This window comes from Terasakiella sp., assembly GCF_048267425.1.
Taxonomy (GTDB): Bacteria; Pseudomonadota; Alphaproteobacteria; order Rhodospirillales; family Terasakiellaceae; genus Terasakiella.
Genome location: NZ_JBLWXN010000003.1, coordinates 116,178 through 133,382 on the forward strand (window position 1 = coordinate 116,178; position 17,205 = coordinate 133,382).

Genomic DNA, 17,205 nt, shown 5'->3' on the forward strand with positions numbered 1-17,205 from the left:
TTTCCTGCTAAGTCAGTGATAAAGCTTCATCGAGGTCACGAATAATATCATCTGCCGTTTCCAGCCCGATTGACAAGCGTAAAACTTCGGGACCGGCCCCACTTGCAATTTGCTGTTCTTCACTTAATTGGCGATGCGTTGTACTTGCCGGATGAATAATCAAACTGCGCGTATCCCCGATATTGGCCAGATGCGATATCAGATTGACGTTTTCAACCACTTTCACACCAGCTTCAAAACCGCCCTTAACCCCAAACGTAAAGACAGCCCCCGGTCCCTTGGGGAAATATTTCTGGGCTAAATCAAAATACGGGTTATCCGCAAGACCCGCATAAGAAACCCAGCTCACCGCCGGATGTTGGCTCAGATATGTTGCGACCTTATGCGCATTTTCGACATGTCGTTCCATACGTAAATGCAAGGTCTCAATTCCGGTTAAAAGATTAAAGGCGTTTGTCGGGCTCATCGCCGGACCAAAATCACGCAAACCCACACAACGGGTTTTCATGGAAAAACCAAAATCCCCGAACGTTTCAATAAACGACAAACCGTGATAGGCAGGATCAGCTTCAACCAAAGCCGGATATTTCCCCGACCTCACCCAGTCAAATTTGCCAGATTCAATCACCGCACCGCCCATCGACGTTCCATGTCCGCCTAAAAACTTGGTGGCGGAATGAGTAATAATATCAGCGCCGTGTTCGAAGGGGCGGAACAAATAAGGTGTCGCCATTGTATTATCGGCAATCAACACCATCTGATTTTCATGGGCAAGATCCGCCAGGGCCTGCGTATCCAGGATAACACCACCCGGATTGGCCAACGGTTCAATAAACAGGGCCTTGTGTTCCGGCTTGATGGCTGCCTTCACAGCCTCCAAATCCGTACAGTCCACAAAATCAACGTCCCATCCCAAACGTTTAAAACTGACCCCGAACTGGGTCATGGACCCGCCATAAAGATTTTTTGACGCCAAGAAACGATCGCCCGGTTCCAGCAAAGAGAAAAAGGCCAAAAATTGTGCGGAATGCCCGGATGCACAACAAACACCCGCGCGCCCGCCTTCGAGATTGGCGATACGCTCTTCCAATGCCGATACCGTCGGATTTGTCAGGCGGGAATAGATGAAACCAAATGTTTGCAGATTAAACAAATCAGCCGCGTGATCGACATCATCAAACACATAAGACGTGGTTTGATAAATGGGCGTATTGCGTGCCCCTGTTGTTGCATCTGGTCGGCTTCCGGCATGAATTGCGCGTGTTTCCAAACCGTACTCTTTAGGTTGATTTGTCATTTTAACCTCTTGGAAGAAATAATACCGGAATTGATCCCTGCCCAGCTTAATTCACCAAACAGACGGCCATATTCAATTTTCGGGCAACGATCCATCACCACTTTCATTCCAGCAGTTTCTGCGCGTGTTGCCGCTTCATCATTGCGCACGCCCAATTGCATCCAGACTACCGAAATCTGCTTTTCATCTTTTAAAGAAATGGCTTCATCACAGATTGCCCCTGCTGCCTCGGAATTACGGAAAATATCGACCATTTGATAAGGACCGGGTACATCATTTAAAGACGCATAAACCGTTTCGCCTAAAATCTCGCCACCTGCAAGCCCCGGGTTTACAGGAATAACGCGATAACCTTTACCTTGCAGGTACTTCATTGCAAAATTGCTGGGACGGTTCCATTTTGCAGATGCTCCGACCATTGCGATCGTACGCACATCACGAAGAATAATTTTCAACCAATCGTCGTCATATACAAGATTACTCATTATCACTTCCTTAAAAATGTATTTAAAACTGTTCTACACTACCCATATAGGTGATGTACAGCATGTACAGGCGCGACTAAACTACAAATAGATAAAACATAGAGGCAGTATAATGTCTGACGAAATTATAACCGCAAAAGAACTCTACGAACAGTTCGGCCTAAAAAAGGCGAGCTTCATTGCGTTCGACAAAATGCAACAGGCAACTGGCGAAGAAGAAACCGAATACTGGTTACGCGTCATCAATCGGATTGCCTTGCTGGATATCGCCGGTGATGATTTTTTGCAAGCGCAAGAAAGCCAGACAAACTAAGCTTTACCGCTCATTAAAAAACGCTGCCCCATACAAGATGAAACAGCGTTTTCAAGCTAATCTTCAATTCAGGCTTAACAGCCTTTCCATTTCGGCATAGGTTGCTTGGCAATAAAGGCATCAATACCGGCTTGGGCGTCTTCTGTCAGGATATTACAGGTCATTGTCTCTGCCGCCATATCATAAGCCACCGCTTTGGCGGCTTCCAGTTGCTTGTAGAACAACTGTTTGCCAAGGGCGATAGAAACTGCAGGTTTGGACGCAATTTTATTTGCCATTTCCATCACAGCTTCATCCAATTGGTCTGCGGATACAACTTTATTGATCAAACCATATTGCAACGCTGTCGCGGCATCGATGAAATCGCCGGTTACCAACATTTCAAAAGCTTGTTTCGTTGGCATATTTCGGGTCACAGCGACCATCGGTGTTGAACAGAACAAGCCGACATTGATCCCGGATGTGGCAAAGCGGGCTTCTTCAACCGCAACCGCCAAATCACACGTTGCCACAAGCTGGCACCCGGCAGCCGTCGCAATCCCGTGGATACGCGCAATCACGGGCTGGGGGATGGATGTGATTTTTAACATCACTTCTGAACATTTCGCAAAGAGTGCCTGCATCGCTTCGCGCGTTGTATCTTCGCGCATTTCTTTCAGGTCATGGCCTGCACAAAAAGCCTTGCCGTCACCCGCCAAAACCACGCAACGTACAGAACTGTCCTTGCCAATCTGATCAAAGGTCTCAAGCAAGGTTTCCAAAACGGCGACAGATAACGCGTTAAACTTTTTGGGGCGGTTCAAGGTTACAATGGCAACCCCGTCTTCATCGCGACGTGTGACCAATTCTTCATTTATTGTTTCGGCTTGCGCACTCATTTTTAAATGTCTCCCATGTCTTAAATCTAATATTCGAAATCAAGATATCGTAAATTGACGTTTACGTAAACGTAATATAACATCTTTTCTAAACTATAACATAACGGGAGGCCACAACATGGCAAAAATCAGTGTAGAAGATTTCGACCATATCATCGAAACCGAACTTCCCTGGGCACAGGAAATCGGCATGAAGACGGACCAAATCGGTGATGGTGAAGCCGTTTTGCGACTGCCATTCAACGCCTCGATGCTGCGCCCCGGTGGAACCGTATCGGGTCCGACCATGATGGCCTTGGCGGATGCCTGCATGTACGCGGTTATTCTGTCTGCAATTGGCAAGGTAAAGCTAGCAGTCACCACCAATTTCAACATCAACTTCATGCACCGCCCTGCCCCCGGTGATTTAATGGCAGAAGGACGTATTCTGAAACTGGGTAAACGCCTTGCCGTTATGGAAGTCACCTTGCATTCCGATGGGCACGACGAACCCGTTGCCCATGCTACAGGTACGTATTCCATCCCGCCAAACAGAGAATAAGTGTAAAAAGACGCGAAAAGCTTGCTCTATCCAGATTCTTTATTTACATCCGCACGTGATAAATTTAACCTTTCGGTCAATTTATTTACTGTCCGGACACTTAAATTATAGATAGAGAGAGAAGATGAGCAACGATCATCATATTGTTCTGGATGTCCATGAGCGCCCGTCTCCCGTTTTATGGCTTATCCTAAGTACCCAACATCTGTTTGCCATGTTTGGCGCAACCATCCTTGTTCCTTACCTGACGGGTTTAAATCCTTCAGTCGCCTTAATCAGCAGCGGATTGGGCACTTTGCTCTATATCGTTTGTACCCGTGGCAAGATCCCGGCTTATCTGGGATCCAGTTTCGCCTTTATCGGCCCGATTATCGCAGCCTCCCAAATTGAAGGGATCGGTGCCGCCGGTGCCTTGGTCGGCTGTATTTCTGCCGGACTGGTCTATGTCGTTGTCGCTATTCTCATCCATTTCTTCGGTGTGCGTTGGCTGATGCGTCTCCTGCCCCCGGTCGTGGTTGGGCCTGTCATTATGGTCATCGGTTTGGGGTTGGCCTCTGTTGCCATCAATATGGCGATGAACGACCCGGCAACCGGACAATACAGCACACTGCATTTTGGTGTCGCCCTTGCAAGTCTATTCATCACAATCATCTGTTCCGTCTTTATGCGCGGCGTTTTTGCGCTCATCCCGATCCTGTTTGGCGTGGTTGGCGGTTATCTGATCAGCTTATCCCTCGGCTTAATCGATTTTTCCAAAGTTGCTGAAGCCCCTGTTTTTGCAATACCCGACTTTACCTTTGCTTTTATTTCCGAAGGGTCTGTCCTGACATTAACTGCGGTTGCCCTGATTGCACCTGTCGCTTTTGTCACCATCGCCGAACATATCGGCGACCAAATGGTCTTATCCAAAGTCACGGGGCGTAACTTCCTGGAAGAACCGGGCCTGCATCGCTCCCTTCTCGGTGACGGACTTGCCACTGCCCTTGCTGCCTTCATCGGTGGCCCACCCAACACCACCTACGGGGAAAACATCGGCGTTATTGCCATTACCCGTGTCATGAGTGTTTTTGTGGTCGGTGGTGCAGCTTGTATCGCAATTTTGTTTGGTTTTATGGGGACCGTCAGTGCGTTAATTCAGACAATCCCCGTTCCGGTTATGGGCGGTGTTGCCATTTTGCTGTTTGGTATTATCGCCTCTTCCGGTATGCGCATGATGATTGATCGTCGTGTTGATTTTGGTATGAAACGCAACCTGATTATTGCGTCCGTTATTCTGGTGATCGGCATCGGCGGTGCCTTTATACAGTTCTCCGGCGATTTCAAAATTGCAGGTATGGCCTTGGCAACACTGGTCGGCTTGATCCTGAACGCCATCCTGCCCGGTCGTGAAAAAGCCGAAGCTGGTGGTTCGATTTTCAGTCAACCTGACGACATCGAAACGGAAGCGGCTGAATAACACAATTCACGACAGCAGCGGTGTAATTCACACACACCGCTGCGGGAATTGACTAAAAACAACATCACAAAAAGTCAAAACACCTGCTGTGAAAATAAAATAAGGCCAAACGCCCATGAGAGATTGGTTATAAGTGGTATTACCACACAGGCAAATACCATAACCAATTCCTCAGGAGACAATGATGAACAAGCCAATGGCTTATAGTGGTGAAACGCAAACAAAACCGGTTGGACCTCAAGAATTTGTCCTACGCTTGCTCAACACATTAGGCCCGGACGAAGCCAAACAATTCTGTCGGGAAAACCATTGGCTCGGTATCCTCAATAAGATTTCCTAAAAAAGATAATCACTTCAATTGCAAAAAGAGCTGCCCGGTCAAACGGCAGCTCTTTTTATATGCTTCCTGCTATTTGCTCCAGCGTGCAATGTTTTCATCCAGCAATCGGTCAATATCCCCCGCTGCCATCATTTTTGACAGTTCCTCATTGATTTTAGAGAGATATTTCCTACACGGGGAATTTTTAGAAAATGCCATATACATATCTTCCGCCACAAGTGCATTCTCAACAATAACGACTTCACCGTGATAGGCATTACGCCTGATATGGCCTTTGATCGTCCAGAGCGGGGCAATGCCATAATTTACCCGATCACTGGCAATGAGCTTCAATAAAATGGCATAATTGCGCACCCGTTGAACGTCCAGCTTTGTGTCAATCAAGTTGTCGATATCATTACCGAAACTGTCCCCCATCGTCGCAGCCCCCTTAAAGTAAGGTAAGTCCTTGCGTGATTTTATCCGGGATTGATATTGCGGGTTACGGACGATCACAACCGGGTCGGTAAAATAAGGGATGGTAAAATCATAAATCTCGCGCCGTTGTTCTGTTTTATACAGCGCATATATCAGGTCGATTTCCCCGATTTCCAACGCACGCAACGTCCGCTTCCACGGGCCTTCATACGACAAAACAATCGGAACGCCGATCCGTTTACCAATTTCGACAATCGCATCAGCCCCCACCCCTGCCATTGTTTTCCCGTCATACCACATTGCCGGTGGGGCCTCGGGATGTGCAGATGCCTTAATAGATGCGCAGACATCTTCTTCTGCCTTGCCTTCGCTCACAAACGAAGAAATCAAGCAGATCAAGCACCCCAACATGTACAAAGATCGTCTGATTATCATAGGTAAAGGATACGCCCTTTCAGAAAAAAGGGCACCTCTTTATTAAAAAGAGGCACCTTTAAACATCAACTCCCAAACGTTTTGCGCATATAGGCAACAGCCGCGTTAATATCGGCGTCGCTTAATTCATCATCGCCAGCACGCGGGGGCATTGTGACTTCCGCGCCCGGTTTTTCAATTCCGTTGATGACCGACTGCGCAAGCTCTGCATCGCTTTTTGACCAAACGGCCGGGGCATTGGTAAAGTCTGGAACACCTTCCATTCCCTCTGCCCCTTTGCCATCTTCCCCATGACAGGCGACACAGACATTGTCGAACGTCTCCTGCCCACTGGCAAATGCCGGCATATTCAAGATCAAGCCGCCAAGTAGAACAAAGGCGGCAACCCCCATTTTCTTCATTTTTTCTTCCCCTCTAAAATCGGAAATAATATCCATTTCAGAATAAAACGAATTTGAAAAAATGAATATCTAATAATAAAGGGGCGGGATCAAAAAAAAAGATCCCTTAAAACGTCCCGAACAAACGATCCCCGGCATCGCCAAGGCCCGGAATAATATAAGCTTTCTCGTTTAAATGAGAATCTAAAGAAGCCGTATAAACCTTAATATCGGGATGTTGTTCTTCAAACACTTTCATCCCTTCCGGAGCCGCAACCAGAACCAACAGACGGATATCTTCATCCTTAATACCTGCCCGGTTCAAAACGTCCGCTGCATAGGCCGCAGAATGTCCCGTTGCCAACATAGGATCGCACATAATAAAGGTACGACCCTCTACCTGTGGCAATTTCACCAGATATTCCACTGGCAATTTGGTTTCCGGGTCGCGGTATAGGCCAACATGACCAACACGTGCTGACGGCATCAATTCCAACAAACCGTCACTCATGCCTTGCCCGGCACGCAAAATCGGCACCACGGCAATTTTACGCCCTTCCAAAATCGGTGCATCATCCATCGTGACCATAGGGGTGTCGATAACTTCCGTCGTCAACGGCAGGTCTTGTGTGATTTCGTACCCCATCAGCAAAGAAATCTCTTTCAACAAAGCACGAAACGTTTTCGTGGATGTTTTCTTGTTGCGCATATGGGTGAGTTTGTGTTGGATCAACGGGTGATCGACAACATGAAGATTTTTAAAATCCGGATGCTTGAACATGGCGAAACCTGTCTATATGGTCAAATCTGATACGGGCGGACTCATAACACCCCCGCAACAGCATTGCAAACGCTGATCCCCCTTGCTTCCTTCGCTTTTGAAAGTACGCGCCCCAAATGACCCAAGTCCTCACAACCGTCATCCCCGTTTTTGCCATTATTGGATTAGGATACCTGCTGGCAAAACGTGGACTTTTCAGCCAAGCCGGCGTTGATGATCTCACCCGCTTCATCTTTTACCTTGCTGTCCCTGCCTTGTTGTTTCGCACCTCTGCCAGCGGTGTGATGGAACGTGATCTCGAACTTTCTGTCCTGCTTGGCTATTACGGTGTGGGAATCGTCATTTTGCTCGCGGTTACCTTCTTTCTAAAACGTATTGGGTATGAGCGCGCTGTGGTAACGGCAATTTCCGCCTCTTTTTCAAATCTCGCGCTCACCGGTTTGCCCATCGTCCAAACGGCTTATGGAAACGAGGCCCTCGTTCCCTTAATGACCATCATCACCTTCAACGCAATGATCCTGTTTACCTTATCCTGTGTTTTGATTGAAACCGCACGCAACCCGAACGCCAATATCCTTGGTATTCTTCTGGGTGCGATTAAAAGCGTCATCACCAACCCACTGGTCATCGGATTGGTCAGCGGTTGGGCCTTTGCCCATTCCGGTTTGGATCTGCCGATTATCGTTGATCGTACCACCGATATGCTCGGCAAGGCCGCCGCCCCTTGTGCCCTGTTTGCTGTGGGCGGTGGTATGGCGCGTTATTCCCTGCGACTGGAAGAAACCACCCTGCCCGTCCTTGTGGCTGCCTTTGCCAAACTCATCTTCATGCCCTTGGCCGTGTGGCTTGTGACCAAATATGTGATCGAAGCTTCCCCGTTATGGGTAATGATCGCCACATTGGCCGCAGCCATGCCGACAGGGGCCAACCCTTTTGTCTTTGCCACCCGATACGGTGTCGGTGACAGGATCGCCGGGAATACGATTCTCTTAACCACGGCGCTTGCCCTTATCACCATCAGTGCGTTTATCGCCTTCTTCCCCCATCCCTAAAAGGCAAAACATGCGATATACAACGCGCCTAACACCTTGTTTATAAAAGATACATGAAGCCTTTCTCTATCCCCCATTTTCTGCGGGAGACAGAAACGGTATTATAATACCGCGTTTTTAATATACTGTTTTTAAACGTTTTTTTCCTGTTGACTTCTGTTCAGAATTAAACATAATGCGCGCTCCTTTTCCGGCGTGGCATTTTGCCTTGTTCGAAGAAGACCAGTTTTAATCCGTATGCAAGTGGACTGACATGAAAACTTACACTGCAAAGCCGAGCGAAATTGAACGCAAATGGTTCGTGATCGACGCTGAAGACGTCGTTCTGGGTCGTTTGGCGGCAATCGTCTCGCAATACCTGCGCGGCAAACACAAGCCGACTTATACACCGAACATCGATACTGGTGACAACATCATCATCATCAATGCTGATAAAGTAAAACTGACAGGCAAAAAACGCTCTGACAAAATTTACTACTGGCACACCGGTCACCCGGGCGGCATCAAGCAGCGTACAGCGGAACAAATTCTGGATGGCGATCATCCGGAACGCGTTATCGAAAAAGCTGTTCAGCGCATGATCACACGCAGCCCGCTGGGTCGTCAGCAAATGAAAAAGCTGCACATCTATGCTGGTGCTGCTCACCCGCATGAAGCACAACAGCCGGAAGTACTCGACGTTGCTTCCATGAACGACAAAAACAAACGGAGCGCATAATCATGGCTGAAGAGAAAAAGACTTTGGAAGACCTTGCCAGCGTTGCAACAACTTCTGAAGCTCCGGCTGCTGAAGCCGCTGCTCCGGCTGAACCGAAAATCGACGCACAAGGTCGTTCTTACGGTACAGGTCGTCGTAAAAACGCCATCGCACGTGTTTGGGTGAAACCGGGTTCCGGTAAAGTCACCATCAACGGTCGCGATGTTGAACAATACTTCGCTCGCCCGGTTCTGCGCATGATCCTGAACCAGGTTTTCGAAGTAACCGAACGCGAAGGTCAATTTGACGTAATCGCAACGGTAACTGGCGGCGGTCTGTCTGGCCAAGCCGGTGCGGTTCGTCACGGTCTTTCCCGTGCCCTGCAAAACTTCGAACCGGCCCTGCGCCCGGCTCTGAAGAAAGCAGGCTTCCTTACTCGTGACTCTCGCGTTGTTGAACGTAAGAAATACGGTAAGGCAAAAGCCCGTCGTTCCTTCCAGTTCTCCAAGCGTTAATCAAATACGCCTCCGAGACATACGGATACGGAAAACCCGCGCACTTCGGTGTCGCGGGTTTTTTGTTGAAGAAACATCCACACAACAAAAACACTAATAAGTTTAACGTTTGTAAGAAAACCAAAAAAATATTGCCTTAAGTTGATTTCCTAAATATTGATAACATACTTAATTTCACTTCTTTTCAACTTCTCATCTATTAAGGCCATATTAACTATGAGCACACATATAATTCATGTCTTTATTAGTCATGCATGGAGCCGATCTGAACACTATGATACAATAGCCGATTGGGTATTCGAGCAAAATTGGAGCATAGGTCAAGCTTCCATAGTTTTTAAAAACTTCTCTGTTCCTAAAAATGATCCTATCCATGACGCAGAATCCGATAAGGAACTTGAAGAAGCTATTTTCAGAAAAATATCTAGGTCTCATGTCATTGTCATTCCAACAGGAATGTATGCGAGCTATAGAAAGTGGATTCAAAAAGAAATTGATGGATCAAAAAGTTATAAGAAACCAATATTAGCCGTAAACCCATGGGGGCAAAAAAGAAAATCATCCATTGTTTTAGATAATGCTGATGACGAGGCTGGCTGGAATGCAAAGAGCGTTGTCACCAAAATTTGGAATCTCTACTACAATTCTTAAGGGCAAGATAAAATATGCATTCTTCAGCTAATCTAATTTGCTTTGTTGTTATGGGGTTTGGCGAAAAACCTGACTTTGAATCTGGTAGAGTTTTAGATCTTGATGCGACCTACGAAGCAATAATTGAACCTACTGTTACCAAGATGGGAATACAATGCTATCGAGCTGATGAGATAAAGCATAGCGGTTATATAGACGCGCCAATGTACGAAATGCTACTTAGAGCAGATATTGTTATTGCGGATATTTCTACAAGCAACGCCAACGCCATTTACGAGCTTGGAGTTCGACACGCTCTAAGACCAAACTCAACAATTATCATGAAAGAAAGTGAAGGGCGTTTTTATTTTGATTTAAATCATGTAAATACTTTTCAGTATGAACACCTAGGTAAAGATATAGGTCATAGAGAGGCTCATAGAGCCCGGCGTGTCCTAGAAAGCTTAATTAAAAGCTCTCTTGCAGCTAAAAAACCAGATAGCCCCGTTTATACTTTTCTTCCTAACCTTCAACAACCACATGTATCTGCAAAAAAATTCCAAAAAGTATTAGATGATGTAGAAGAAGCAAATGATACTATAGTTGATCTGATTAAAAAGGGAAAGCAGGCTCGAGAAGACAGTAACTTCCGTGAAGCTGTAAGATGTTTCAAGAATGCGGTTAGATTGAAACCGAATGACCCATTTCTCATTCAACAATACGCACTTTCAACATATAAAAATAAAAAACCTGATGAAATCACAGCTTTAAATGAAGCATTTGAAATTTTAGCCCCCCTCGATCCAAATGACACAAATGACCCTGAAACTCTTGGGATTGCGGGAGCCATTCAAAAGCGGCTGTGGTTTTTAGAAAAGAAAATGGAACACCTTGATCAGGCTATTATGTTTTATGGCCGCGGCTACACACTTACTAAAAATTATTACAACGGTGAAAATTTAGCTCTATGCCATGATTACAAACGTCATAATACGACTGATAATGATAGAGTTGCATATCATAAAATTTCTTCATACGATATTCGGGAAGAAATCGTTGCAAATCTAAATGATCAACTTTTTCAACAGACTATAGAAGACCGAAGTGATCGCAAATGGGTTTATGCTACATTATCAAACTGTTTACTCGCACTTGGACGCTTCAGTGAAGCTGAAACAGTTAAACGTCAATTTTACAACCAAGTCCCAGCAAATTGGGAAATTGAAACCTTTGAAAAAGGTTGGAGTGAAATAGAAACTATCAATAATGCAAATGCTCCTTTTTCTGCATCAATGAGATAATGCGCTGTTTCGAGAATTCCGGACAAGTAGAAGAATAGTTTGGAAATAATCGGTGTTGAATAATCGGTGACAGCTACCGATTTTACCGATCTTATATGTAGCAAATTGGTAGCAGACTATATTTTGAATTTCGCAAGGTATTGAAATAAAACCTTATCCTTTAAGCTTCCATTATTCCAAGCTTTAATCTTTCAAAGATTACCGACGCTTATCGAGAGCATATGGATTCAAAAAGCCATTTCCATTTGGAAACGGCTTTCCTTGCGTTCCCGTTGGGGGTATCACTAACGTCCCTTCACCTTTAAAGGAATTTTCTATATGGATTGGCTTGCAATCGTCCCTGTTTTCGTTATTGGAATGTTCCTGTTGATCACGTGGAACGCCTTATCCCCCATTCGTTTCATTCAACAACAACGCGCGGAGCGCGAAAAACGCTTGAAAGAATGGCAAGACCTCAAGGCAAGTGAAGCTGAGGAAGAAGCGTCCCTTTCGAAACACTCCGACAACAATCCCCTATAACGCCTGAAGGAACGCCCTAATCATTTTGGCGCTTCGCAAATGGAAGATTTTTTTCGTGGCTTGTGTCTCATCAATCAACTGCCTGTAACGAGGTGTCAATTTTTGATGACACAGCCATAACACGCGATAACTGTTCAATGAGCTTTTCCAGATCGGGCTATTTTCGGGCCAACCTTCGGGGTTCATAAACGCCCCCTTCAACAGACGTTTTGTCACCCACATACCATGCATGAAAAGAGGCAAGTCAAGATAGATCAATGTATCTGCCGCTGCAAAACGTTCCCATGCAGACGGGACGCAGCCAAAACCATCAATGATCCATTCATCCTGTTTCAATATCTCACGATGAATATCCAGATAATCTTCATGCGGGACTTCTGCACCCCCGGGGCGATATTTTATTTTATCAAGCGAGTGTAACGGCAATCCGGTGGCTGCGGCCAAATGCTTTGCCAATGTGGACTTTCCGCCCCCTGCATTACCGAATATGGCGACTTTTTTCATTTTCTCTCCTAAGGCATAATTTTTTCCCCAGAAGCAGACAATAAAAAACCGCCTCTAGGGCGGATCTTGTAATGTTGACACAACGAAAACCCACCATTCCTATGGAATGATGCGAATAATTTCGAAAAATTGCTGTGTCATATATGTTTTCATAAGACGATTGTGTGCGACATCAGGATAAATGTCAACATCGGTCCTCGTTGTTACCAAACAAACGAGTTAGACAATAAAAAACTTCCTCATTTCAATTTGTTAGATTACTGTTTGTTTGTTCTAAAAAGAGGTTTTTATGGTCACATATTCAGCAGCTTATCGCATGGTTCATTATATGGCTTGGGCCAATCATGTGACATTGCAAAATGCAGCTCAGCTTTCAGAAGAAGAGTTACATGCCTCGCGAGACACCCTTTTTAAAACAATCGCCGGGACATTTGATCATATCCTCGTTATTCAGGAAATTTTCCTCGCCCACTTACAAGGCACAAAACACAATTTCACAGGCAGAAGCCGCACAACACCGTTGCCATTTAACGATGTTGCACACCGATTAAGAGAGCTGGATCAACATTATATTGAACTGGCAGCCCATTGGAGCCAAGATGACCTAGAAGAAATCATCCCCTTTGAGTTTGTCGATGGTGGAACAGGTGCCATGAGCCGGGAAGACATCCTCTTACATTTGGCAAATCATTCCACCTATCACCGTGGATTTATCAGCACCCTGATGTATCCTCACCACATTAATAGCGCGGCGAGTGATTTAAGCGTATTCCTGCGCGACATTTGGCCGATAGTTAAGACCATCGACACCCCGCATCAGCGTTATCAGGCCATTATAAACCAATAGAAAAAACGGTAATGATCTGACTTAAAGATCATTTACCATTCACGACACATACCCAACGGCCTTACGCCGTGCAGCAACAGCTGCTTTATGCTTCGTGCGCCATTCAATTAATTTTGCAAGCCCCTCATCCAAACCTGTCTGCGCTTCAAAGCCAATTTCTTCAGCTGCTCTTTTCGGGCAACCGACACGGTTTGTTACCAATGTTGCCTGCGACCGTTCCTGATATTGAATAGGTTGCTTGAACCCTGTCAGCTCAACCAGTTTTTCCGCCAATTCTTTCAAGGATGTCCGCACACCAGTACCGACCAACATTTTCATAATAACTACAATATAGGCGCCATGATAATCCTGGCGCGGCCCATAGACATTCATGTAACGCAAGCCGACTTGTTTCAAACCATAACGATTAGAAAATGCCGTCGCCATTGCTTCCCCGCAAATCTTGGTCGCACCGTAAAAATTCTTGTTATGAAAGGGATGGTCCTCGGTCATCGGGTCTTTTACAGCATCGCCATATACCGATGCTGACGAAGACCAAACGATCCACATTATTCTGGCAACAGGCTTCCAGTATATTAAACATACCTTCAACATTCACACGAAAGGCAGAGCGCGGAAATTCATGACATTGCAAAGGCCGCAGATAATAAATCAGGATGGGTAATATCTCCTCCTGCCTCATAAATATTGACCTGGGCATCTTTTAAAACATTTTCTAAGTTTTCATGCGAACCGCGAGAAAAATTATCATAGATATAGAAACATTTTTTTGCCGCGAACATCCATAACGATGCACTTGTCGTTATCTTGAGGTAATTCTCTATATCGCAAAACGGTGCGACCATAAACAAACCGATAAAAAATAAAAAGTGATTTTAGAGCTGATCCAAGACCAAAACCGTTACAATCCGTTCAGCTTTTGATTTCTTCTACCCTCTTATAGAATGAATTGCATGTTCACTTAAATGTAACTATAACACAGTCAATTATGTATTGTTTTCGCAATGCCGATCCCTGCAGGCGGCGAATACCATCAAACAATGACAAACCTAGCAGCAAGGAATGATATTGTGTGCGGCATTGCTGGAGCCATCAACCTAAATAACGAACCGGTCCAAAACTTAAATCGTCGACTGGACGTTATGAGCCAACTGATCCATCATCGCGGCCCGGACGGAAAAGGCAGTTGGGGAAACGAGGCTCAATCTGTCGGGTTGGCCCATCGCCGTCTCTCCATTATCGACCTTACCAATCACGGTGCACAGCCGATGTTGGCGCAAAATGGAACTGCTCTGACTTTCAATGGCGAAATTTATAATTATCGCGAGCTACAAAAAAGCTTAAGCGATAATTGGACGTTCACCAGCCATTCCGATACTGAGAGCATTCTCGCCGCTTATGACAAGTTTGGCATAGATAGCGTCAATCAGTTACGCGGTATGTTTTCGTTTGCCCTGTGGGATCAAAAAGAAAATCGCCTCTTTTGTGCGCGTGACCGCTTCGGGATAAAACCCTTTTATTATGCTGAGGTTGACGGAACTTTATATTTTGCGTCTGAAATTAAAGCACTCATCCCCTTCCTGCCCGAAGTCAAAACAAATGCAGATGCATTTTCAGAATATCTAACTTTCCAATATACCATCAGCGAACAAACGCTTTTTGAAGGCGTTAAACAACTCATGCCCGGTCATGCATTGATTGTTGAAAACGGTGGTGTTCGCACATGGCGCTATTGGGACGTTTACTATGAAATCGACTATGAACATAACCCGACCTACTTCAACAACAAATTACGCGAACTTGTATCTGATTCAATCAATGTACATTTACGCGCGGATGTTCCTATTGGCAGCTATCTATCCGGCGGTATTGACTCAAGTTTGATTTCACTGCTTGCAAAAGACTTTGACCCGGCAAACAATCTCGCCTTTCATGGTAAATTCACAGAATTCCCCGGATATGATGAAAGCCATTTTGCACAGGATGTTGCCGATAAATGTCACAACACATTGCATCAAATTGACATCACAGCCAATGATTTTCGCGATAACGTTGAAAAGGTTATTTATCATCTTGATGTCCCCATTGCAGGACCCGGTGCCTTTCCACAGTATATGGTCTCAAAACTGGCGAGCGAGCATGTGAAGGTCGTTCTTGGCGGACAAGGCGGCGATGAGATTTTTGGCGGTTATGCCCGCTATGTCGTTGCCTATTTCGAACAATGCATCAAGGCGGCGATTGACGGCACATACAAAAACGGTAATTTTGTTGTGACACCGGAATCCATCATTCCCAATCTGGGTGTCTTGCGCGAATACAAACCCCTGATCAAAGAATTCTTCCGTGAAGGTTTGTTCGATAATATTGATGAGCGTTATTTCCGTTTGGTGAACCGATCCAACGATATGGAAAATGAAGTGGAATGGGAAAACCTGAATATCGCAAAAGTATTCGAAAGCTTCCAATCCATTTTCAACAACACACGCAACGTGCGCAAAGAAGCCTATTTTGATAGCATGACGCATTTCGATTTTAAGTGCCTCCTGCCGGCCCTTTTACATGTTGAAGACCGAATGAGCATGGCGCATGGGTTGGAAAGCCGGGTTCCCTTTCTGGATCACCCCCTGATCGAATTTGCAGCCACGGTCCCGGCAGACGTTAAGTTTGAAAAGGGCAATATGAAACATATGCTGAAACAAACTTATAAAGACGTCCTGCCTACCAGCTTGCTGGAACGCCGTGATAAAATGGGCTTCCCCGTCCCTTTACGGGAATGGTTTGCCGGTGATTTGCATGATATGGTTCAAGATATTTTCAGAAGTCACAAAGCAACAAATCGTGACTTCATTAACTACGATGCGGTTCTGAAAAATTTTGATAATGTGGGACAATTTTCCCGTAAAACGTGGGGCCTGTTTAGCTTGGAACTGTGGTATCAACAATTCCACGACAAAGCGGATAGCTACCGAAAACTGTTAAGTGAATAACGATATGTCAAAAGTTTCCAATAAAAAAGTCAGTGAATTCTGGAACGAGAACCCCGTTGCCGCCGAAGGTATTGAATTTGAACCGGGTTCACCGGAATTTTATGCCCGTTTCGACACTATTCGTGAAGCGGATGACTGTGAGCCCTATACCTATTCGGATTTAATTCACGGATACACGCGTTCGTCCGGCAAAACTGTTTTAGACATCGGTTGCGGTAATGGTTATGTATTGTCACGTTATGCCATGCAAGGCGCAACGGTTGAAGGTGTGGATATCACAGATACTGCTGTCAATTTGTCACGCAAACGCTTTGAATTAGCCGGACTTAAAGGGCATTTTCAAACAACGGACGGCGACACATTACCCTTTCCCGATAATCACTTTGATATTGTGTGTTCGATGGGTGTTTTACACCATATCGAAGACCCCCGGCCAATGATCAAGGAAATCTACCGCGTCTTAAAACCCGGCGGCCAAATCATCTTGATGCTTTATTATCGCTACAGCTGGAAAACAGTTGTCATTATGAGGCTAAAACGTCTCTTCCATCCCAATTATCGTGGAAAAACCCAACAAGAAGCCTTGAACATGAATGATGGGGATGATTGCCCGCTGGCACTGGTTTATTCTAAAAAGGAAGCGCAAGAGCTTTTATCCGCTTTTGAAAATCATAAATTTCGTCTCAATCAACTCTCGTGGAAACAATTACTGTTGATCCCGCCACTGGCGAAAATCCTGACGCCCATATTGCCAAGCTGCAACAACAGTATTTTTGCCCGCCTCATGGGGTGGAATCTTTATATTGATGCACGCAAACAACGTTAAACTG

22 protein-coding genes are annotated in these 17,205 nt (G+C 45.5%); 13 read left to right on the top strand and 9 right to left on the bottom strand.

What is annotated here, in order from left to right; translation table 11 throughout:
• Positions 1 to 7: 7 nt before the first annotated feature.
• Together ACN0VA_RS06665 and ACN0VA_RS06670 are read right to left on the bottom strand one after the other, a co-directional pair.
• Positions 8 to 1,297: an O-acetylhomoserine aminocarboxypropyltransferase gene (locus ACN0VA_RS06665; RefSeq protein WP_417820405.1), complete on the bottom strand. Its 1,290-nt coding sequence runs from the start codon at positions 1,295 to 1,297 to the stop codon at positions 8 to 10.
• Positions 1,294 to 1,782, bottom strand: coding sequence for a CoA-binding protein (locus tag ACN0VA_RS06670; protein ID WP_417820406.1), 489 nt, complete (start codon positions 1,780 to 1,782; stop codon positions 1,294 to 1,296). Before ACN0VA_RS06670 ends, ACN0VA_RS06665 begins: the two co-directional genes overlap by 4 nt.
• Before the next feature lie 112 nt (positions 1,783 to 1,894).
• On the opposite strand from ACN0VA_RS06670, the gene ACN0VA_RS06675 reads away from it, so the two are divergent.
• On the top strand, positions 1,895 to 2,095 hold the full coding sequence (locus tag ACN0VA_RS06675; RefSeq protein WP_417820407.1) for a hypothetical protein: 201 nt from the start codon (positions 1,895 to 1,897) through the stop codon (positions 2,093 to 2,095).
• Positions 2,096 to 2,169: 74 nt separating this feature from the next.
• On the opposite strand, the gene ACN0VA_RS06680 is transcribed toward ACN0VA_RS06675, so the two are convergent.
• Positions 2,170 to 2,973, bottom strand: a complete 804-nt coding sequence (locus tag ACN0VA_RS06680) for an enoyl-CoA hydratase (RefSeq protein ID WP_417820408.1) — start codon at positions 2,971 to 2,973, stop codon at positions 2,170 to 2,172.
• 118 nt (positions 2,974 to 3,091) lie between these two features.
• Between ACN0VA_RS06680 and ACN0VA_RS06685 the strand changes: the two genes are divergently transcribed.
• The 3 genes from ACN0VA_RS06685 to ACN0VA_RS06695 all read left to right on the top strand — a co-directional run bounded on the left by ACN0VA_RS06685 (position 3,092) and on the right by ACN0VA_RS06695 (position 5,310).
• Positions 3,092 to 3,514, top strand: a complete 423-nt coding sequence (locus tag ACN0VA_RS06685; RefSeq protein WP_417820409.1) for a PaaI family thioesterase — start codon at positions 3,092 to 3,094, stop codon at positions 3,512 to 3,514.
• A gap of 124 nt (positions 3,515 to 3,638) precedes the next feature.
• Entirely contained in the window at positions 3,639 to 4,970 is a 1,332-nt protein-coding gene (locus tag ACN0VA_RS06690) for a solute carrier family 23 protein (RefSeq protein WP_417820410.1), read from the top strand.
• A 181-nt stretch (positions 4,971 to 5,151) separates the two neighbouring features.
• The gene (locus ACN0VA_RS06695) at positions 5,152 to 5,310 is read left to right on the top strand and encodes a hypothetical protein (RefSeq protein WP_188664772.1); all 159 of its coding nucleotides are present in this window, start codon (positions 5,152 to 5,154) and stop codon (positions 5,308 to 5,310) included.
• Positions 5,311 to 5,379: 69 nt separating this feature from the next.
• On the opposite strand, the gene ACN0VA_RS06700 is transcribed toward ACN0VA_RS06695, so the two are convergent.
• The 3 genes from ACN0VA_RS06700 to upp form a co-directional block, all read right to left on the bottom strand.
• Positions 5,380 to 6,117, bottom strand: a complete 738-nt coding sequence (locus tag ACN0VA_RS06700) for a substrate-binding periplasmic protein (protein ID WP_417820411.1) — start codon at positions 6,115 to 6,117, stop codon at positions 5,380 to 5,382.
• Between the two features lie 110 nt (positions 6,118 to 6,227).
• Positions 6,228 to 6,563, bottom strand: coding sequence for a c-type cytochrome (locus ACN0VA_RS06705; RefSeq protein WP_417820412.1), 336 nt, complete (start codon positions 6,561 to 6,563; stop codon positions 6,228 to 6,230).
• Positions 6,564 to 6,669: 106 nt separating this feature from the next.
• The gene (gene upp, locus ACN0VA_RS06710; protein WP_188664764.1) at positions 6,670 to 7,323 is read right to left on the bottom strand and encodes a uracil phosphoribosyltransferase; all 654 of its coding nucleotides are present in this window, start codon (positions 7,321 to 7,323) and stop codon (positions 6,670 to 6,672) included.
• A gap of 116 nt (positions 7,324 to 7,439) precedes the next feature.
• On the opposite strand from upp, the gene ACN0VA_RS06715 reads away from it, so the two are divergent.
• The 6 genes from ACN0VA_RS06715 (at position 7,440) to ACN0VA_RS06740 (ending at position 12,037) form a co-directional block, all read left to right on the top strand.
• Positions 7,440 to 8,375 carry an AEC family transporter gene (locus tag ACN0VA_RS06715; RefSeq protein WP_417820413.1) on the top strand — a complete coding sequence of 312 codons (936 nt, stop codon included), beginning with the start codon at positions 7,440 to 7,442 and terminating at the stop codon, positions 8,373 to 8,375.
• A gap of 253 nt (positions 8,376 to 8,628) precedes the next feature.
• Positions 8,629 to 9,093 carry a 50S ribosomal protein L13 gene (gene rplM, locus ACN0VA_RS06720; protein WP_417820414.1) on the top strand — a complete coding sequence of 155 codons (465 nt, stop codon included), beginning with the start codon at positions 8,629 to 8,631 and terminating at the stop codon, positions 9,091 to 9,093.
• Positions 9,094 to 9,095: 2 nt separating this feature from the next.
• Entirely contained in the window at positions 9,096 to 9,587 is a 492-nt protein-coding gene (rpsI, locus tag ACN0VA_RS06725; protein ID WP_417820415.1) for a 30S ribosomal protein S9, read from the top strand.
• A 216-nt stretch (positions 9,588 to 9,803) separates the two neighbouring features.
• A complete protein-coding gene (locus ACN0VA_RS06730; protein WP_417820416.1) occupies positions 9,804 to 10,238 on the top strand; it encodes a TIR domain-containing protein in 435 nt (144 codons plus the stop codon).
• Between the two features lie 14 nt (positions 10,239 to 10,252).
• Positions 10,253 to 11,518: a tetratricopeptide repeat-containing protein gene (locus ACN0VA_RS06735; protein WP_417820417.1), complete on the top strand. Its 1,266-nt coding sequence runs from the start codon at positions 10,253 to 10,255 to the stop codon at positions 11,516 to 11,518.
• 318 nt (positions 11,519 to 11,836) lie between these two features.
• Positions 11,837 to 12,037 (top strand): hypothetical protein, encoded by a 201-nt coding sequence (locus ACN0VA_RS06740; RefSeq protein ID WP_188664700.1) that lies wholly within the window; start codon positions 11,837 to 11,839, stop codon positions 12,035 to 12,037.
• Here ACN0VA_RS06740 and ACN0VA_RS06745 read toward each other — a convergent pair.
• Positions 12,032 to 12,541, bottom strand: coding sequence for an adenylate kinase (locus ACN0VA_RS06745; RefSeq protein WP_417820418.1), 510 nt, complete (start codon positions 12,539 to 12,541; stop codon positions 12,032 to 12,034). The two genes, ACN0VA_RS06740 and ACN0VA_RS06745, sit on opposite strands and share 6 nt — an antisense overlap.
• Positions 12,542 to 12,830: 289 nt before the next feature.
• On the opposite strand from ACN0VA_RS06745, the gene ACN0VA_RS06750 reads away from it, so the two are divergent.
• Positions 12,831 to 13,388 carry a DinB family protein gene (locus tag ACN0VA_RS06750; protein ID WP_417820419.1) on the top strand — a complete coding sequence of 186 codons (558 nt, stop codon included), beginning with the start codon at positions 12,831 to 12,833 and terminating at the stop codon, positions 13,386 to 13,388.
• 39 nt (positions 13,389 to 13,427) lie between these two features.
• Here ACN0VA_RS06750 and ACN0VA_RS06755 read toward each other — a convergent pair whose 3' ends face one another.
• Entirely contained in the window at positions 13,428 to 13,937 is a 510-nt protein-coding gene (locus ACN0VA_RS06755; protein ID WP_417820420.1) for a GDP-mannose 4,6-dehydratase, read from the bottom strand.
• Positions 13,938 to 14,008: 71 nt separating this feature from the next.
• Positions 14,009 to 14,233 carry a hypothetical protein gene (locus ACN0VA_RS06760; protein ID WP_417820421.1) on the bottom strand — a complete coding sequence of 75 codons (225 nt, stop codon included), beginning with the start codon at positions 14,231 to 14,233 and terminating at the stop codon, positions 14,009 to 14,011.
• Positions 14,234 to 14,458: 225 nt separating this feature from the next.
• On the opposite strand from ACN0VA_RS06760, the gene asnB reads away from it, so the two are divergent.
• Positions 14,459 to 16,375, top strand: a complete 1,917-nt coding sequence (asnB, locus tag ACN0VA_RS06765; protein WP_417820422.1) for an asparagine synthase (glutamine-hydrolyzing) — start codon at positions 14,459 to 14,461, stop codon at positions 16,373 to 16,375.
• A gap of 4 nt (positions 16,376 to 16,379) precedes the next feature.
• Positions 16,380 to 17,201 (top strand): class I SAM-dependent methyltransferase, encoded by an 822-nt coding sequence (locus tag ACN0VA_RS06770; RefSeq protein ID WP_417820423.1) that lies wholly within the window; start codon positions 16,380 to 16,382, stop codon positions 17,199 to 17,201.
• Positions 17,202 to 17,205 lie beyond the last annotated feature (4 nt).

Excerpts from the sequence above, each read along its gene's own strand:
- ACN0VA_RS06770 (WP_417820423.1), top strand. The coding sequence starts at position 16,380 with ATGTCAAAAGTTTCCAATAAAAAAGTCAGTGAATTCTGGAACGAGAAC.
- ACN0VA_RS06745 (WP_417820418.1), bottom strand. The coding sequence starts at position 12,541 with ATGAAAAAAGTCGCCATATTCGGTAATGCAGGGGGCGGAAAGTCCACA.
- rpsI (WP_417820415.1), top strand. The coding sequence starts at position 9,096 with ATGGCTGAAGAGAAAAAGACTTTGGAAGACCTTGCCAGCGTTGCAACA.
- ACN0VA_RS06685 (WP_417820409.1), top strand. The coding sequence starts at position 3,092 with ATGGCAAAAATCAGTGTAGAAGATTTCGACCATATCATCGAAACCGAA.
- ACN0VA_RS06680 (WP_417820408.1), bottom strand. The coding sequence starts at position 2,973 with ATGAGTGCGCAAGCCGAAACAATAAATGAAGAATTGGTCACACGTCGC.
- ACN0VA_RS06675 (WP_417820407.1), top strand. The coding sequence starts at position 1,895 with ATGTCTGACGAAATTATAACCGCAAAAGAACTCTACGAACAGTTCGGC.
- ACN0VA_RS06735 (WP_417820417.1), top strand. The coding sequence starts at position 10,253 with ATGCATTCTTCAGCTAATCTAATTTGCTTTGTTGTTATGGGGTTTGGC.
- ACN0VA_RS06750 (WP_417820419.1), top strand. The coding sequence starts at position 12,831 with ATGGTCACATATTCAGCAGCTTATCGCATGGTTCATTATATGGCTTGG.
- upp (WP_188664764.1), bottom strand. The coding sequence starts at position 7,323 with ATGTTCAAGCATCCGGATTTTAAAAATCTTCATGTTGTCGATCACCCG.
- ACN0VA_RS06670 (WP_417820406.1), bottom strand. The coding sequence starts at position 1,782 with ATGAGTAATCTTGTATATGACGACGATTGGTTGAAAATTATTCTTCGT.
- ACN0VA_RS06760 (WP_417820421.1), bottom strand. The coding sequence starts at position 14,233 with ATGGTCGCACCGTTTTGCGATATAGAGAATTACCTCAAGATAACGACA.
- ACN0VA_RS06755 (WP_417820420.1), bottom strand. The coding sequence starts at position 13,937 with ATGTGGATCGTTTGGTCTTCGTCAGCATCGGTATATGGCGATGCTGTA.
- ACN0VA_RS06695 (WP_188664772.1), top strand. The coding sequence starts at position 5,152 with ATGATGAACAAGCCAATGGCTTATAGTGGTGAAACGCAAACAAAACCG.
- ACN0VA_RS06665 (WP_417820405.1), bottom strand. The coding sequence starts at position 1,297 with ATGACAAATCAACCTAAAGAGTACGGTTTGGAAACACGCGCAATTCAT.
- ACN0VA_RS06690 (WP_417820410.1), top strand. The coding sequence starts at position 3,639 with ATGAGCAACGATCATCATATTGTTCTGGATGTCCATGAGCGCCCGTCT.
- rplM (WP_417820414.1), top strand. The coding sequence starts at position 8,629 with ATGAAAACTTACACTGCAAAGCCGAGCGAAATTGAACGCAAATGGTTC.
- ACN0VA_RS06705 (WP_417820412.1), bottom strand. The coding sequence starts at position 6,563 with ATGAAGAAAATGGGGGTTGCCGCCTTTGTTCTACTTGGCGGCTTGATC.
- ACN0VA_RS06715 (WP_417820413.1), top strand. The coding sequence starts at position 7,440 with ATGACCCAAGTCCTCACAACCGTCATCCCCGTTTTTGCCATTATTGGA.
- ACN0VA_RS06740 (WP_188664700.1), top strand. The coding sequence starts at position 11,837 with ATGGATTGGCTTGCAATCGTCCCTGTTTTCGTTATTGGAATGTTCCTG.
- ACN0VA_RS06730 (WP_417820416.1), top strand. The coding sequence starts at position 9,804 with ATGAGCACACATATAATTCATGTCTTTATTAGTCATGCATGGAGCCGA.